The sequence below is a fragment of the Actinoplanes auranticolor genome (assembly GCF_018332655.1).
Lineage (GTDB): Bacteria > Actinomycetota > Actinomycetes > Mycobacteriales > Micromonosporaceae > Actinoplanes > Actinoplanes auranticolor.
On sequence record NZ_BOQL01000016.1, the window covers coordinates 40,803 to 55,139 of the forward strand.

General features: G+C 72.4%; 15 protein-coding genes and 1 pseudogene. 13 read left to right on the forward strand and 3 right to left on the reverse strand.

Going from position 1 to position 14,337, the window contains the following annotated elements; translation table 11 throughout:
* Positions 1–52: 52 nt before the first annotated feature.
* A pseudogene (gene bsaP, locus Aau02nite_RS07785) lies at positions 53–307 on the reverse strand (biotin synthase auxiliary protein BsaP); the annotation flags it as partial.
* On the reverse strand, positions 238–1,233 hold the full coding sequence (bioB, locus tag Aau02nite_RS07790) for a biotin synthase BioB (protein WP_212987638.1): 996 nt from the start codon (positions 1,231–1,233) through the stop codon (positions 238–240). The pseudogene bsaP and the gene bioB, both read right to left, overlap by 70 nt.
* Before the next feature lie 98 nt (positions 1,234–1,331).
* Here bioB and Aau02nite_RS07795 point away from each other — a divergent pair, with 98 nt between their 5' ends.
* From Aau02nite_RS07795 to Aau02nite_RS07830, 8 genes are all read left to right on the forward strand, one after another.
* Positions 1,332–2,468: an 8-amino-7-oxononanoate synthase gene (locus Aau02nite_RS07795; protein ID WP_212987639.1), complete on the forward strand. Its 1,137-nt coding sequence runs from the start codon at positions 1,332–1,334 to the stop codon at positions 2,466–2,468.
* 236 nt (positions 2,469–2,704) lie between these two features.
* Positions 2,705–3,412: a dethiobiotin synthase gene (gene bioD / locus Aau02nite_RS07800; protein WP_246594990.1), complete on the forward strand. Its 708-nt coding sequence runs from the start codon at positions 2,705–2,707 to the stop codon at positions 3,410–3,412.
* Positions 3,412–3,648: an N-acetyltransferase gene (locus Aau02nite_RS07805; protein ID WP_212987640.1), complete on the forward strand. Its 237-nt coding sequence runs from the start codon at positions 3,412–3,414 to the stop codon at positions 3,646–3,648. Before bioD ends, Aau02nite_RS07805 begins: the two co-directional genes overlap by 1 nt.
* Before the next feature lie 92 nt (positions 3,649–3,740).
* Positions 3,741–5,030 carry a hemolysin family protein gene (locus tag Aau02nite_RS07810; RefSeq protein WP_212987641.1) on the forward strand — a complete coding sequence of 430 codons (1,290 nt, stop codon included), beginning with the start codon at positions 3,741–3,743 and terminating at the stop codon, positions 5,028–5,030.
* A 148-nt stretch (positions 5,031–5,178) separates the two neighbouring features.
* A complete protein-coding gene (locus Aau02nite_RS07815; RefSeq protein ID WP_212987642.1) occupies positions 5,179–5,757 on the forward strand; it encodes a GAF domain-containing protein in 579 nt (192 codons plus the stop codon).
* A gap of 73 nt (positions 5,758–5,830) precedes the next feature.
* Positions 5,831–6,739 (forward strand): diacylglycerol/lipid kinase family protein, encoded by a 909-nt coding sequence (locus Aau02nite_RS07820; protein WP_212987643.1) that lies wholly within the window; start codon positions 5,831–5,833, stop codon positions 6,737–6,739.
* Positions 6,740–6,905: 166 nt separating this feature from the next.
* On the forward strand, positions 6,906–7,118 hold the full coding sequence (locus Aau02nite_RS07825; protein ID WP_212987644.1) for a hypothetical protein: 213 nt from the start codon (positions 6,906–6,908) through the stop codon (positions 7,116–7,118).
* Positions 7,119–7,423: 305 nt separating this feature from the next.
* A complete protein-coding gene (locus Aau02nite_RS07830) occupies positions 7,424–8,863 on the forward strand; it encodes a hypothetical protein (RefSeq protein WP_212987645.1) in 1,440 nt (479 codons plus the stop codon).
* A 128-nt stretch (positions 8,864–8,991) separates the two neighbouring features.
* On the opposite strand, the gene Aau02nite_RS07835 is transcribed toward Aau02nite_RS07830, so the two are convergent.
* Entirely contained in the window at positions 8,992–10,122 is a 1,131-nt protein-coding gene (locus Aau02nite_RS07835) for an MBL fold metallo-hydrolase (RefSeq protein WP_212987646.1), read from the reverse strand.
* Positions 10,123–10,238: 116 nt separating this feature from the next.
* Between Aau02nite_RS07835 and Aau02nite_RS07840 the strand changes: the two genes are divergently transcribed.
* The 5 genes from Aau02nite_RS07840 (at position 10,239) to Aau02nite_RS07860 (ending at position 14,329) form a co-directional block, all read left to right on the forward strand.
* Positions 10,239–10,817 carry an LURP-one-related family protein gene (locus Aau02nite_RS07840; protein WP_212987647.1) on the forward strand — a complete coding sequence of 193 codons (579 nt, stop codon included), beginning with the start codon at positions 10,239–10,241 and terminating at the stop codon, positions 10,815–10,817.
* 23 nt (positions 10,818–10,840) lie between these two features.
* The gene (locus Aau02nite_RS07845; RefSeq protein ID WP_212987648.1) at positions 10,841–12,337 is read left to right on the forward strand and encodes a deoxyguanosinetriphosphate triphosphohydrolase family protein; all 1,497 of its coding nucleotides are present in this window, start codon (positions 10,841–10,843) and stop codon (positions 12,335–12,337) included.
* 74 nt (positions 12,338–12,411) lie between these two features.
* Positions 12,412–12,963 (forward strand): ATP-binding transcription factor AbmR, encoded by a 552-nt coding sequence (gene abmR, locus Aau02nite_RS07850; RefSeq protein ID WP_212987649.1) that lies wholly within the window; start codon positions 12,412–12,414, stop codon positions 12,961–12,963.
* 110 nt (positions 12,964–13,073) lie between these two features.
* Positions 13,074–13,955: a HipA family kinase gene (locus Aau02nite_RS07855; protein WP_246594974.1), complete on the forward strand. Its 882-nt coding sequence runs from the start codon at positions 13,074–13,076 to the stop codon at positions 13,953–13,955.
* A complete protein-coding gene (locus tag Aau02nite_RS07860) occupies positions 13,952–14,329 on the forward strand; it encodes a DUF3037 domain-containing protein (protein ID WP_212987650.1) in 378 nt (125 codons plus the stop codon). The genes Aau02nite_RS07855 and Aau02nite_RS07860 overlap by 4 nt, the downstream gene beginning before the upstream one ends.
* Positions 14,330–14,337: the final 8 nt, after the last annotated feature.

Sequence of the window (14,337 nt, forward strand, 5' to 3'; positions counted from 1 at the left end):
GCGGGCCTGAAACGAGGTCCGCCGTCGCCGATGGGTTCGTCCAGGACTGGCCCTAGGAGTGCCGCACTCCGTGCTCGACGCAGGTCGCCGTCCAGCCGGTCGGCACGACCTGCACCTTCATCCGGCGCCGGCAGTCCGGGCAGAAGCGTGGTGGCTCCAGCTCACGGGCCGCCGCGCAGGCCGAGTGGTCGCCCTCGGTGGCCGCCTGACCGCACCGGTCGCAGTACATCAGCACCGTCACAGCGTCGCCGAGAGCGCCTTGACCGGCATCTTCAGCTCCTGGAGGAGCTCCAGGTCGGAGGTGGCCGGGCGGCCCAGCGTCGTCAGGTAGTTGCCGACGATCACCGCGTTGATGCCGCCGAGCAGGCCGTCGCGCGTACCCAGGTCGCCCAGGGTGATCTCGCGGCCACCCGCGTACCGCAGGATGGTCCGGGGCATCGCCAGCCGGAAGGCGGCGATGGCGCGCAGCGCGTCCTTGCCCTCCACCACCGGGCGGTCGCCCAGCGGGGTGCCCGGGCGCGGGTTGAGGAAGTTGAGCGGGACCTCGTGCGGGTCCAGCTCGGCCAGCTGCGCGGCGAACTCGGCGCGCTGCTCGACGGACTCGCCCAGGCCGAGGATGCCGCCGCAGCAGACCTCCATGCCGGAGTCGCGCACCATCTTGAGCGTGCCCCAGCGCTCCTCCCACGAGTGGGTGGTCACCACGTTGGCGAAGTAGGACCGGCAGGTCTCGAGATTGTGGTTGTAGCGGTGCACGCCCATCGCGACGAGCTCGTCGACCTGCTCCTGGGTGAGCATGCCCAGGCTGGCCGCGACCTGGATGTCGACGGCCTCCTTGATCGCCTTGACGCCCTCGCGCATCTGCGCCATGAGCCGCTCGTCGGGCCCCCGCACGGCCGCCACGATGCAGAACTCCGTCGCGCCGGTCGCCGCGGTCTGCTTGGCCGCCTCGACCAGCGAGGGGATGTCCAGCCAGACGGCGCGCACGGGCGAGGTGAACAGGCCGGACTGCGAGCAGAAGTGGCAGTCCTCGGGGCAGCCGCCGGTCTTGAGCGAGACGATGCCCTCGACCTCGACCTCCGGGCCGCACCACTTCATCCGGACGTCGTGCGCCAGCTGGAGCAGCTCCGGCAGATCCTCGTCGGGCAGCCGCAGCACCTCGAGAATCCCCGCCTCGTCGAGCCCGGCACCGTCGGCAAGAACCCGGGCCCGGGCCCGGTCGAGGATCTCTGGCATGCCCGTACCCTACAAGGCGTTCCGCGCGGCGGGGATGTCGGAGCCGGGTGGTAGTTTGCCCGGCGGACGGGGTTCGGCGATGAGAGGGCGAGGGTGCTTTGGCGGGCTGGCAGGAGGCGCTCGAGCGCCAGGCCCGCACGCGGGCCAAGGCCGGGCTGACCAGGATCTTACGGCCGCGGCCGGCCGGCGACACGGTGGTCGACCTGGCCGGCAACGACTACCTCGGCCTGGCGGTGCACCCCGGGGTGATCGCGGCATCGGTCCGGGCCCTGCAGGAGTACGGGCTGGGCGCCACCGGTTCGCGTCTGGTCCGCGGCTCGACCCGGGCCCACGAGGCGCTGGAGACCGAGCTGGCCGGCTGGCTGGGTGCGGAGCAGGCGCTGGTCTACTCGTCGGGTTATCTGGCCAATCTCGGTGCGGTCCGCGCCCTGGCCGGCCCGCAGACCCTGCTCGTCTCGGACCGCTACAACCACGCCTCGCTGATCGACGGCTGCAAGAGCTCCGGCGCCGAGGTGGTCGTCGCCCCGCACGCCGACCCGGCCGCGCTCGCGGCGATCCTCGACGCCCACCCCGGCCGGCCCGCCGTGTTCGTCACCGAGTCGGTCTTCTCCGTGGACGGCGACCTCGCGCCGCTGGCCGAGCTGCACGCGGTGACCTCGTCCCGCGACGCGCTGCTGCTGGTGGACGACGCCCACGCCGTGGGTGTCCTCGGCACCGAGGGCGCAGGTGGCGTCGCGGCGGCGGGTCTGGCGGGCAAACCGGACGTCATCGTGACGGCGACCCTGTCGAAGTCCCTGGGCGGCGCGGGTGGTGTGGTGGCCGGGCCGGCCGCGCTCATCCGGCACCTCGTCGACACGGGCCGCACCTTCATCTACGACACCGCCCCGCCCCCGGCCGTGGTGGCAGGCGTGCACGCGGCGCTGCGGCTGGCCCGGGCCGCGGATGACCGCCGGGCCGTGCTGGCCGCGCGGGGTGCGCTGACCGCGCGGCGGCTCGGCGCGGCCGGGTTCGAGGTGTCGCGGCCGGCGGCCGGGGTGCTGTCGGTCCCGGCGCCGGGCCCGGAGGCGGCGGTGACCTGGGCGGCGGACTGCGCGGACCGGGACATCGCGGTGGGCTGCTTCCGCCCGCCCTCGACGCCGGACGGCTCGTCCCGGCTGCGCCTGACCCTGAACGCGGGCGTCGCGGCGGCGGACTTCGCGCGGGCCCTCGACGTGATCGTGGAGTGCGCACCGTGACGTGGGACCAGACCGCCCCGACCCGCTCCCCGGAGGAAGACCCCCGCCCGGTCTCCCCGGCGATCCCGGCTCCGATCTCCCCCGCGACCCCGATCCCCGTCTCCCCCGGCGTGGGCCCCGCCTCGCCCGAGGACGCCGATCTCTCCCCGGAGACGATCCAGGCCACCGTCGAGCCGGAGCCCGAGCCGGCCACCCGCGCCGCGGCCCGCCCGGCCGAGGCCGGCGAGTGGCGCGGCATCGTCCTGGTCACCGGCACCGACACCGACGTCGGCAAGACCATCGTCACCTCGGCCATCGCGGCCGCCGCCCAGGCCGCCGGGCTGCGGGTGGCCGTGGTCAAGCCGGGCCAGACCGGCACCGCCGGCGGCGGCCCCACCGACATCGACCTGATCACCCGCCTCGCGCACCCGCACACCGCGCGCACCCTGGCGTCGTATCCCGAGCCGCTGGCTCCGCTCGCAGCCGCGAAGGTCGCCGGGATGGCGCCGCTGGAGCTGTACGAGGTCGTGGACGCGATCCGGGCCGAGGCGGAGAAGCACGACCTGGTCCTCGTCGAGGGCGCGGGTGGCCTGCTGGTGCCGATGGGCGTCCGTCCTTCGGGTGAAGCCTGGACGGTGGCCGACCTCGCCACCACGCTCGGTGGCCGCACCATCGTGGTGTCCCGCGCCGGCCTGGGCACGCTCAACCACACCGCTCTGACGCTGGAGGCGCTGGACCGCCGGGGTGTGCCGGCCAAGGTGGTGCTGGGCGCCTGGCCGGCCGAGCCGGAGCTGGTGCACTGGGCCAACCTCACCGAGCTGGTCCCGCACCTGGTCGGCGCGCTGCCCGACGGTGCCGGCGGGATGGAGCCGGGAGTCTTCCAGCGGTCCGCCCCCGGCTGGTTGACCCCCGCGCTGTTCGGCGTGCTCGACGACTGGCGGGTCTGGGCCGACGAGGTCAGCTGATGGAGATCACCATCGCGGTGGCCGGTCCCGCGGACGCCGGCGAGGTGCTCACGGTGCGGCGGCTGACCACCGCTGTCGAGGAGGCGCTGGCCGGCCGGGTCGACCGCTTCGAGCTGTTCACCGGTGCCACCAGCGAGGCCAACCTGCGGCTCTACCGCGGGCTCGGGTACGTCGAGTCCGGCTGGGGGCCGGGCGCCGCTCCGGTCGGCATCACGTACCTGCAAAAGCGGGTTTGAACTGTTTTTCCTGCCTGCCGCCGCGCGGCGGTAACCGAGTGTCTATAGCCTGTGGGGCTCGTGATCCGAACGCCTGAGGGGCTGAAACTGTCGTGGATGGCATAGGCGGGCAGGTCTTGCTCGTGCTGGTGCTGGTGCTGGTCAACGCGGCCTTCTCCGGTAGCGAGATGGCACTGGTGTCGTTGCGTGACAGCCAGGTGCACAAGCTGGAACGGTCCTCCCGGCGCGGCCGGGTGCTGGGCCGGCTCACCCGGGACCCGAACAGGTTCCTGGCCACCATTCAGATCGGTATCACGCTGGCCGGCTTCCTGGCCTCGGCCGCCGCCGCGGTCTCGCTGTCCCGGCCGCTGGTCGAGCCGCTGGGCTTTCTCGGCTCGGCCGCCGAGCCGGCCGCCATCGTCGTCGTCACCATCGTGCTGACGTTCGTGACGCTGGTGATCGGGGAGCTGGCGCCGAAGCGGATCGCCATGCAGCGCACCGAGGGCTGGGCGCTGCTGGTGGCGCGCCCGCTGGACATCCTGTCCACGATCTCCCGGCCCGCCGTCTGGCTGCTCAGCGTGGCCACCAACCTGATCGTCCGGCTGGCCGGGGGTGACCCGTCGGCGCAGCGCGAGGAGGTCAGCACCGAGGAGATCCGGGACATGGTCGCGGCCCAGCAGGACTTCTCGATCGAGCAGCGCACCATCATCAGCGGGGCGTTCGAGATCGCGGACCGGATCCTGCGGGAGATCCTGGTGCCGCGCCGCGACGTGCTGACCCTGGCGACCGGGCTGGCCGCGCCGGAGGCCCTGAGCCAGCTGATCGCCGGTGGGCACTCGCGTGCGCCCGTGGTGGGGCCGGCCGGGCTGGACGACGTCTTCGGCGTCGTGCACCTGCGGGACCTGGTGGGCGCGCAGGGGCCGGTCGACGCGGTGGCCCGGCCGGGGCTGTTCCTGCCGGAGACGCTGCGGGTCTCCGACGCGCTGCGGCAGATGCGCTCCGAGCGGCAGCAGATCGCCCTCGTGGTCGACGAGCGCGGCGCCATCGACGGCATCATCACCATGGAGGACCTGGTCGAGGAGATCGTCGGGGAGATCTACGACGAGACCGACCGCGACGTGCAGTCGGTGGTCAAGGAGGCGGACGGCGCCCTGCTGATGCCGGGTTCGTTCCCGATCCACGACCTGCCCGACATCGGCTTCGACAACTCGGGCAACGACGAGGGCGACTACACGACCGTCGCCGGCATGGTGCTCGCGGTGCTCGGGCACATCCCCACCGAGCCGGGTGAGGTGGTGACGCTGCCGCAGTTCACCGCCGAGGTCGTCGAGGTGACCGGCCGGGCGATCACCCGGGTCCGGTTGCGCGCGATCCCCCGTACCGAAGAGGACGACGAGGAATAGGGCCCCGCGGGTCTGACAATTTGTGCGACATTCGCGTTCGCCGCGATGATCGTGGCCATTTTGGCGCGCGCGCCCATTGCGGACGACCTGGCCGTTCTCACTAGGCTCTCAGTGACCGCGAGCGATCATTGCGTGAGGTGGTTCCCCCATGACGAACAGCAGCCCCGTATCGGGCAATGCCTATGAATACCTGGACAGTGCCGGCCCCGAGGAGCAGCGCCGGCTGGAGGCCGTGCGCCGCTACCGGCTGGTGGACCAGCCGGTCGAGGACGCGTACGACCGGATCGCCTTCGTGGCCGGCGCCATCTTCGACGCTCCCATCGCGACGGTGTCGCTGGTGGAGCAGGACCGGGTCTGGCTCGCCGCCTGCCAGGGCCTGACCGGCGTCCGCGAGGTCGGCAAGGAGCCGGGGCTGTGCGCCTCGGTCATCGCGCAGGACGACGTCTACGTGATCAACAACGCCGCGGTCGACCCGCGCACCCTGGAGCACCCGCTGGTCCGCGGCGAGCTGGGCCTGCGGTTCTACGCCGCCGCCCCGATCCGCACCCACGACGGCTACCGGCTGGGCACGGTCAACGTGATCGACAACCGCCCCCGTGAGGTGACGGAGCGCCAGCTGACCGCCCTGGAGCACCTGGCGTCCATGGTGTCGGACGAGCTGGAGCTGCGGCTGATGGTGATCCGCAGCGCGGCCGCCGAGCAGCGGATGCGCGAGAGCGTGCACTGAGAGTCCGCGGTGCGGGAGCGGGGACGGCCACCGTGGGCGTAGGAATGTGTGGCATCGGGTAAACGCCGGTGCCATGCGGACTCCCCGGAAGATCGCCGTGGTCGCCCACCGGCGCAAGACCCTCGGCGGCGGGCTCGACGAGCTGCGCCGGCTCATCACCGACGAGGGCGTCGACGAGCTCGACTGGCACGAGGTGCCCAAGAGCCGTAAGGCGCCCAAACAGGTGCGACGGGCCCTCGCGAAGGAACCGGACCTGCTGCTCGTATGGGGTGGCGACGGCATGGTGCAGCGCAGCCTGGACACCGTCGCCCGCACCAAGGGCGGCGCCAAGGTCCCGGTCGGCATCATCCCGGCCGGCACGGCGAACCTGCTGGCCACCAATCTGGGCGTGCCGCACGACCTCGCCGAGGCGGTGCGGATCGCGTTCCACGGCGAGCGGCACAAGCTGGACCTGGGGGTGCTCAACGGCGAGCACTTCGCGGTCATGGCCGGCATCGGCTTCGACGGCGCGATGATCCAGGACGCGGACGGCAAGCTGAAGGACCGGCTGGGCAAGCTCTCGTACGTCTACACGGGCATGCGCCACCTCAACGGCGAGGCACCGAAGGCGACGATCAAGGTGGACGGCACGCCCTGGTTCTCCGACGACGCGAGCTGCGTGCTGGTCGGCAACGTCAGCACGGTGACCGGCGGCATCAAGGCCTTCGACGACGCCAAGCCGGACGACGGCTGGCTGGACGTCGGTGTGGCGACGGCTCGCGGGGTGACCCAGTGGGCCCGCACGATGGGCCGGATGGCCGTGGGCCGCTCGGAGGACTCGCCGTTCGTGCACATGACCCGGGCCCGGCGCATCGACGTCAAGCTGAAGAAGCCGCTCATGTACGAGCTGGACGGTGGCGCCCGGGAAGCGGTCAAGAAGATCCGCGTGGAGGTCGCGCCGGCCGCCGTCAAGGTCTGCGTCCCGCATCAGCCGATCGGATAAGCGACAGAAAACGTATGTCGGCCTACGTCCCGCTAAATCTGATTCATGGTTCTTAAGCCTGATTAATCCTCTGGTCCGTAGCGGTGCCGCGACCCCACACTGATGGCGTCGGGCACCGCTACGCATCTCCAGGGGGTCGGCAATGCCTTACCACCAGAGTTCCGCAGTGAGCGTCGCAGCAGTCATGACCGCCGCCACCGTCATCGTCATCGGCTACCGCATCGGCCGGGCCCACGCCGCCTGGCGCGACGTCCGCGCCGTCAAGCGCGACCTGCCGGCCAAGCGCAAGATCGCCTGGGGACACACCGGGCCCCTGGTCCTGGGCGCGGTCTTCGTGATCCTGACGCTCGCCGCCGCGGCCTACGACGCCGGCCATTGACGCCGCCATCGAGGCCACCGTTGACGCCGCGCGGCAGACAGCGGCCGAATCCGGAGCGAAGAGGCCGAGCAAAAAGCCGAAGCAAAGAGCCAGAACGAAGAGCCAGAGCGAAGATCAAGGCGATGTCGTGCCTGGTTGCATGGCACCGACCGTCGCTCCCGCCGAGACCGGGCGAGGGTGGCCATTCGCCTGTCGGCTCATGAGCGGCCACCCTCACCCTGCCAGGTCCGTGCTCGGTGAAACCCGGGGCAGGCCGGGCCGGCCGGGCTGTGGCCCGGTGCTGCCGGACCTGGCAGAGTGCCTGCATGATGTGGACCGGGCGGGCTGACGAGGCGGGCGCTCTCGGCTTGCTGCTGGATCGCACGTACGCCGAGGTGGCCGCGGCGGCCGCGCGGCCCCGGTCGCTCGACCGGGAGTTCCTCATCGGTCAGTTCGATCTGTGGGACAACCATCTACTGCCCGCCGTGGCCGCCGGGACCGCTCCTCCGTGGACCCGGCGGTCCGCGGCGCGGGCGGTGTGGCGCCGGCTCGGTCTCGCGGCCGGGGACGAGCACCGGCGCTGGATGGCCGGCCACCTCGACGGTCTCGGGCACGACCCGGCGGCCCTGCTCGGTCCCGAGCGGAGCAGCCGGCCGTCCCGGAGCGGGGACGGCCGGCTCATCCCGGTGCCGCAGCCGTTGACCGCCGAGGCCGCGGAGCTGATCTGCGCGGACTACGAGCTGACCGGCGGCACCCTCGCCGGCGCCCGGATCGACGTGCACGGCAGCGATCCACAGCAAATCAGTGGGTCGCTGAAGCTCGCCCCGGGTTGCCGGCGACATCCCGCGGACAGCCCCGTCCCGCCCGCGCTGCACTTCCACGTCGGCGAGCTGACGTCCGGGGTGTTCCCGCACGCTGAGCGCGGCTCGGTGCGGCTGGGTGGAGAGCTGACCGTCGTGCCGGCGCCGGACGAGGTCGGTCTCGACGTTCCCGCCGGCGGCACAGCACTGCGGCTGGCGGGCCGGGATCTCCGCTGGTATCCGGACGACGTGGACTGGTCCGGGTCGGCGGCGGCCCGAGCCTCGGACGAAGGCGTCCGCGAGGACGCCCCCGAGCTGCCCGAGCTCGCCGCGCGGGGCGCCGACGTGCTGGGCATCCTGCAACTCACGATCATGTGGCAGCTGCGCCGGATGCGCTACGCCGGCCTGCTGCGGCGCTGGGAGCTGGCCGCGGCGGGCGCGCTCTGTGGCGGCCTGAACGCCCAGCTCTTCCGCATGACCCCCACGGCGCTGCGGTCCCGCTGGGCCGCGCACCGGGTCCGCTCGTTGCTGGAGACCGAGGACAGCCAGGCCCGGGACCTGCTCCGGATCGTCGGCCGGCACCTGCCGCTCGAGGTGCCCGAGCTGCCCGGCGCCGCCGCCCCACCGGTCCCGAGCAGGATCACGGTCGGCACCGCCGCGCGCCTGCCGGCCGAGCTCGACTTCACCGGCGGCCGGCTGCGCTTCGTGGACACCGCCGCCGGCCGGGCCGGGCCGGGCGAGACCGTCATCCACCTGGACGCCCGACGCGGCGACCGCGACACGATCGTCGTGATCGTGCTCAGCGAACCGCTCGGCTGCGCGCCCCTCACCGTCACCCCGGACGGCCTGGCTCTCACCGGCGCACCGACGCTGGACGTCACCGCCGACGACGTGACGATGGCCCTCCCCCTGCCCGGCGGCGACTGGACCATCCGTGCCGCCGCGGGTTCCTGGTACGTCGACTGACGCAACGCGCAGCAGAAACCCGCCGCCCCGGGGGACGACGGGTTTCACCATGCAATCAGCCGGCAATCGGCGGAAGCGACGGTCAGCACCACGCACGGGCCTGCGACATGAGCTTCTTGATCTTGACTCTAGAGCGCTTGCCACCAGCCGTCGACGGCCGGCGGGTTGTCGACGTCCACCCGCTCGCCCGGCCGCGGGATGGCCAGCCGCACGTCGCGCGCCTTGGCCTCGCGCCAGGTCCGGTCGGCCGGCTCGGGCCAGTCGTGCAGCGCCAGGTTGAACGTGCACCAGTGCACCGGGATCATCAGGCCGCCGCGCACGTCGACGTGGGTGGCCACGCCGTCCTCGGGGAACATGTGGATGTCCGGCCAGTCCTCGTTGTAGGCGCCGATCTGCACCAGCGTCACGTCGAACGGGCCGTGCTCCTCGCCGATCTGCGCGAAGCCCGGGAAGTAGCCGGTGTCGCCGGAGTAGAACGCCTTGCGGTTGGGTCCCGCGATCACCCAGGACGCCCACAGCGTCTCGTCGCGGCTGAAGCCGCGGCCGGAGAAGTGCCGGGCCGCGGTCGCGATGAACTCGATGCCCGCCACGGTCGCCCGCTCGTCCCAGTCCAGCTCGATGATCCGGGTCGCCGGCACGCCCCAGCGCTCCAGGTGCGCGCCGACGCCCAGCGGCACCAGGAACGGCGCCGCCTGCAGGTCCACCAGGTTACGGATGGAGTCCATGTCGAGGTGGTCGTAGTGGTCGTGGGAGATCAGCACCGCGTCGATCGGCGGCAGTTCGCGCAGGGCCATCGGCGGCTCGTGCAGGCGCTTCGGGCCGCCCAGCCGCGACGGGGAGCAGCGCTCGCTCCACACCGGGTCCAGCAGGACCCGGCGGCCCTCGATCTCGATCAGCGCCGACGAGTGGCCGAACCACGTGACGTGCAGCCCGCTCGTCTCGCCACCGAACTCCGGCCGCAGCACCGGGATCGGCTGGCCCGGGTGCCGGCGGTCGCGGTCGCGCAGCGTCGCGGCCAGGATCCGGGGCATCGAGCCGGCCGTCATCATGGTCGCCGGCACCGTGTTGCGGAACTTGCCGTCGGCGAACTGCGGGGAACGGCTGTACCGCGCGCCGCGCTCGCCGTCCGCGCGGGCACCGATCTTGCGCCCGCCGATCTGCGCGGGGATGTCACGAGCGGCCCAGGCCGCAGCGGCCCCCAGTGCCAGAGCCACCCATGCCCCGGTGCGCCCCCGACGGCCGTCTGCCTGTTTCGCCATGCGTGATCCTCCGTGTCAGTTCTGTCCGGCTGCAAGTCTGACCGCCCACGGGCGCCCGGCGCCACCGTCGTGCTGTGGATCTCCTCAGGTAGGCACCGGTATGTCACACTGCCGCCGTGACTGTCGACACCCTTCAGACCCAGCAGCAGCTCATCGTGCGTCAGCGCGTCCGCTTGATGGTCAACCAGTACGAGGTCCACGCCGTCGCTCCGGACGGGTCCGAGGCCGGCGTGCTCGCGTTCGCCCAGCAGAAGCGGATGGCGTTCAAGGAGCAGGTGACGCTCTACACCGACGACACCAAGACGACTCCCGTCCTCGGTTTCCAGGCCCGCCAGGTCCTCGATCTCGGCGCCACCTACGACGTCACGGATGCCGCCGGTAGTCCTATCGGCCTGTTCCGCAAGAACTTCAAGGAATCCCTGCTGCGCTCGACGTGGCACCTCGAGCAGCCGGGCTACGGCGAGATGATCGGCCGGGAGACCAACCTGCCCGTCGCGATCCTGCGCCGCTTCGTCGAAGCGCTGTCCTGGCTGCCGTACCACTTCGACTTCGTGCTCAACGGCCGCCCGGCGTTCTCGGTGGTCAAGAAGTGGGGCCTGCGCGACAAGTACGTCGTGACGATCCACGACCCGCAGCTGGACCGCCGGCTGGTCGCCGCGATGTCGGTAGCCCTGGACGCGCTCCAGTCCCGGTAGTCCGGTGCGTTAGCGTCGGGCGCATGGACGATCCGCGCGCCCGGCGCCTCTTCGGCGACAGTCTCGTCGCCCCCGGCGACCTCGCCACCAGCCCCTTTCGCGTCGACCGGGACCGGATCGTCAGCTCGCCGTTCTTCGCCCGCCTCGGCGGCGTGACCCAGGTGATCAGTCCCGGCGGCGCCGGCCTGCTGGTGCACAACCGGCTCACCCACAGCCTCAAGGTGGCCCAGGTGGGCCGGGCGATCGCCGAACGCCTGTCCGCCGACCCCCGCTACGCCGACGTGCTGGACAAGCTCGGTGGCTGCGATCCGGACGTGGTCGAGGCCGCGGCGCTCGCGCACGACCTCGGGCACCCGCCGTTCGGCCACCTGGGCGAGCGGGTCCTGGACCAGCTCGCCCGCCACCGGCTGGGGCTGCGCGACGGCTTCGAGGGCAACGCCCAGTCGTACCGGATCGTGACCAGCACCGAGATCCGCGGTCAGGCCACCATCGGGCTGAATCTCACGGCCGCCACCCGCGCGGCCATCCTCAAGTACCCGTGGACCCGCCACACCCACCCGGCGCCACATCCCCGGCTCATGGACCCTCCCCCGCGCGGTGCGGCCGCGCCGCCGGACGACCCGGACGGCGGCTCGCTGAAGTTCGGCGCGTACACCACCGAGGCCGAGGACATGGTGCAGGCCCGGCTGCCGTTCGCCGGGCGGGTCGCCGACTGGCAGCAGACCGCCGAGGCCTCGGTGATGGACACGGCCGACGACATCGCGTACGCGATCCACGACCTGGAGGATGTGCACCGGGTCGGGGTACTGCAGCAGGGTTCGGTGGCGGCGGAGCTGATGGCCTGGCAGCGCTCGTCGTTCCGAGAGGTCCCGGACGAGGATCTGAACCACGCCCAGCGCCGGCCGGGCAGCTCGATCGAGGCGCTGCGCCGCCAGCTGCACCGCAAGGACAGCTGGATCAGCGACGACGAGGCGTTCGCCGCCGCGGTCGAGCACGTCCGCGCGGAGCTGGTGGACGGGCTGCTGGCTGAGGCATTCGACGGCTCGCTGGACGCCGAGGCCCAGGTGGCGGCGTTCTCGGCGAACTGGACCCGGCGCCTGGTCGAGTCCATCGAGGTGACCGACGCGCCGGCGGTGCGCTCGGGGCACGTCCTGCTGGCCCCGGCCCAGTGGCACGAGGTGCAGGTGCTCAAGTTCGTGCAGAACAGGTTCGTGCTGGCCCGCCCGGACCTGGCGCTGCACCAGCGGGGTCAGGCCCGGCTGCTGGGCTCGCTGGTCGAGGCGCTACTGGCCTGGCTGGCCGACCCGGACGAGACCGAGCGCCTACCCCGCCGCATCCGGGACCTGGTGGAACTGGCCGAGGCGGAACTGCCGGAGGGCACCCCGGACCTGATCTACCGGGCCCGCGGCCGCGCGGTGATCGACTTCGTGGCCGCCCTGACCGACAGCCAGGCGGTGGCCCTGATGGACGCGCTGTCCGGGCGCTCCCGCCAGCTCTGGACCGATGCCTTTGTCCTCTGACAGCTGAACGTGATTCCTGGTGCAAGCGGTGCAACGGTGTAAGCATGTAATCATCGCTTCGCTTGGAGGTTCCCATGCGTTTCCGTCCACCCTCCGGGGCCCGCACCGAGCCGCCCGCCGCCGATGACGCTGCCGCCTGGATCACCGGGGCCTCGCCCGACGGCTGGTTCACCGAACCACCCCAGGTCGTCGTCGACCGCGACGAGATCATCATCTGGGGCCGGGTGCCCACGCCCGACCTAGGCGCCGACGCCACCGACGCCGACCGTTCCGCTGCCCAGGCCGGGCGGATCCATCAGTTCCGCGAGGACACCCGCGACGACCGGATCAGGGTCGCCCTGCAGGTCGAGCACCGCTACCAGCGCAAGGTCAGCTGGGGTGTGCGCTGCGGCGACAGCGAGGAGCTGTTCACCCATCTCTCCGCACCGGTGATGACCCGGCTGCGCCAGCCCGAGCGGCAGGTGCTCGACACGCTGGTCGACGCCGGGGTGGCCCGCAGCCGCTCCGAGGCGCTGGCCTGGTGCGTCAAGCTGGTCGGTGAGCACACCGAGGAGTGGCTGACCGAGCTGCGCGACGCCATGACCAAGGTCGAGGACCTGCGCCGCCGCGGCCCGGACGCCGCCTGAGTCACACCCGCCGGGCGGCGAGCCAGTCGGCCGGGATCCCGGGGCGGAGGAGGTAGACCTCGTGGTCGTCCGCGCCCTTCACCACCACGGGCTCCTGGCCGATCAGAGAGGTGGCCGAGCGGTCGTACCCGATCTATGCGGTCGTGCACGGCGCCGCCGACAGCGACCCGGAGATCGCCGCCCTGTTGCGGCAGCGACTGGGTGGCCCGCCATCTGCACGCACTAGGGTGAGCGGCGTGCTGTCCGAGGTCATCGCCACCCGTTACGTCACTCCGCTGCGGGAGGGCGGCTCGCTGCCCGGCATCGTCGAGGCCGACAACCTCGGCACGTACGTGGTCAAGTTCCGCGGCGCCGGCCAGGGCCCCAAGGCGCTGGTCGCCGAGGTCGTCTCCGGTGAACTGGCCCGCCGGCTGGGTCTGCCCGTGCCCGAGCTCGTCGTCACCCAGCTCGACCCCGTCGTCGCGCGGGCCGAGCCCGACGAGGAGGTGCAGGAGCTGATCAAGGCCAGCGCCGGCGCCAACCTGGGGATGGACTACCTGCCCGGGGCGCTGGGCTACGACCCGGTGGCGCACCCGGTCGACGCCGAGCTGGCCTCGCGCACGCTGGCCTTCGACGCGTTCGTGGAGAACGTCGACCGCAGCTGGCGCAACCCCAACCTGCTGATCTGGCACGGCGGGCTCTGGCTCATCGACCACGGCGCGACGCTGTACTTCCACCACAACTGGCCGCGCGCGGCGAACGTGGTGCACCGGGCGTACAAGTGGGACGACCATGTGCTGAAGCCGTACGCGACCGCGCTGGCGACCGCCGGGCCGGAGCTGGCCGCCCAGCTCACGCCCGCGCTGCTGACGGAGGTCATCGACCTGGTCCCGGACGAGTGGCTGGCCGAGTTCGACTTCGCCGCGCCCGCCGAGGCCCGCCGCGCCTACCTCGACCACCTGGTGGCCCGCGCCGCCGAGCCGGCCGCCTGGCTGCCGGGGGTTCCGGCATGAGAGTCCCCTACGAGTACGCGATCGTCCGCGCGGTCCCCCGGGTGGAACGCGGCGAGTTCATCAACGTCGGCGTGGTCCTCTACTCCCAGCGCCTCGACTTCCTGGCCGCCCGCACCCACCTGCACGAGCCCCGGCTGCTCGCCCTGGACCCGAACGCCGACCTGGACGGCATCCGGGCGTCGCTGCAGTCCTGGGAGATCACCTGTGCCGGCGGCGCGGACGGCGGCGCGGCCCGCGAGATGAAGCAGGGCGAGCGTTTCCGCTGGATGGTCGCCCCGCGCAGCACGATCCTGCAGGCCGGTCCGGTGCACATGGGCCTGGCGGCGGACCCGTCGGCCGAGCTGGACCGGCTGGTCGAGCTCCTCGTCCGGTAGGGCGCCGC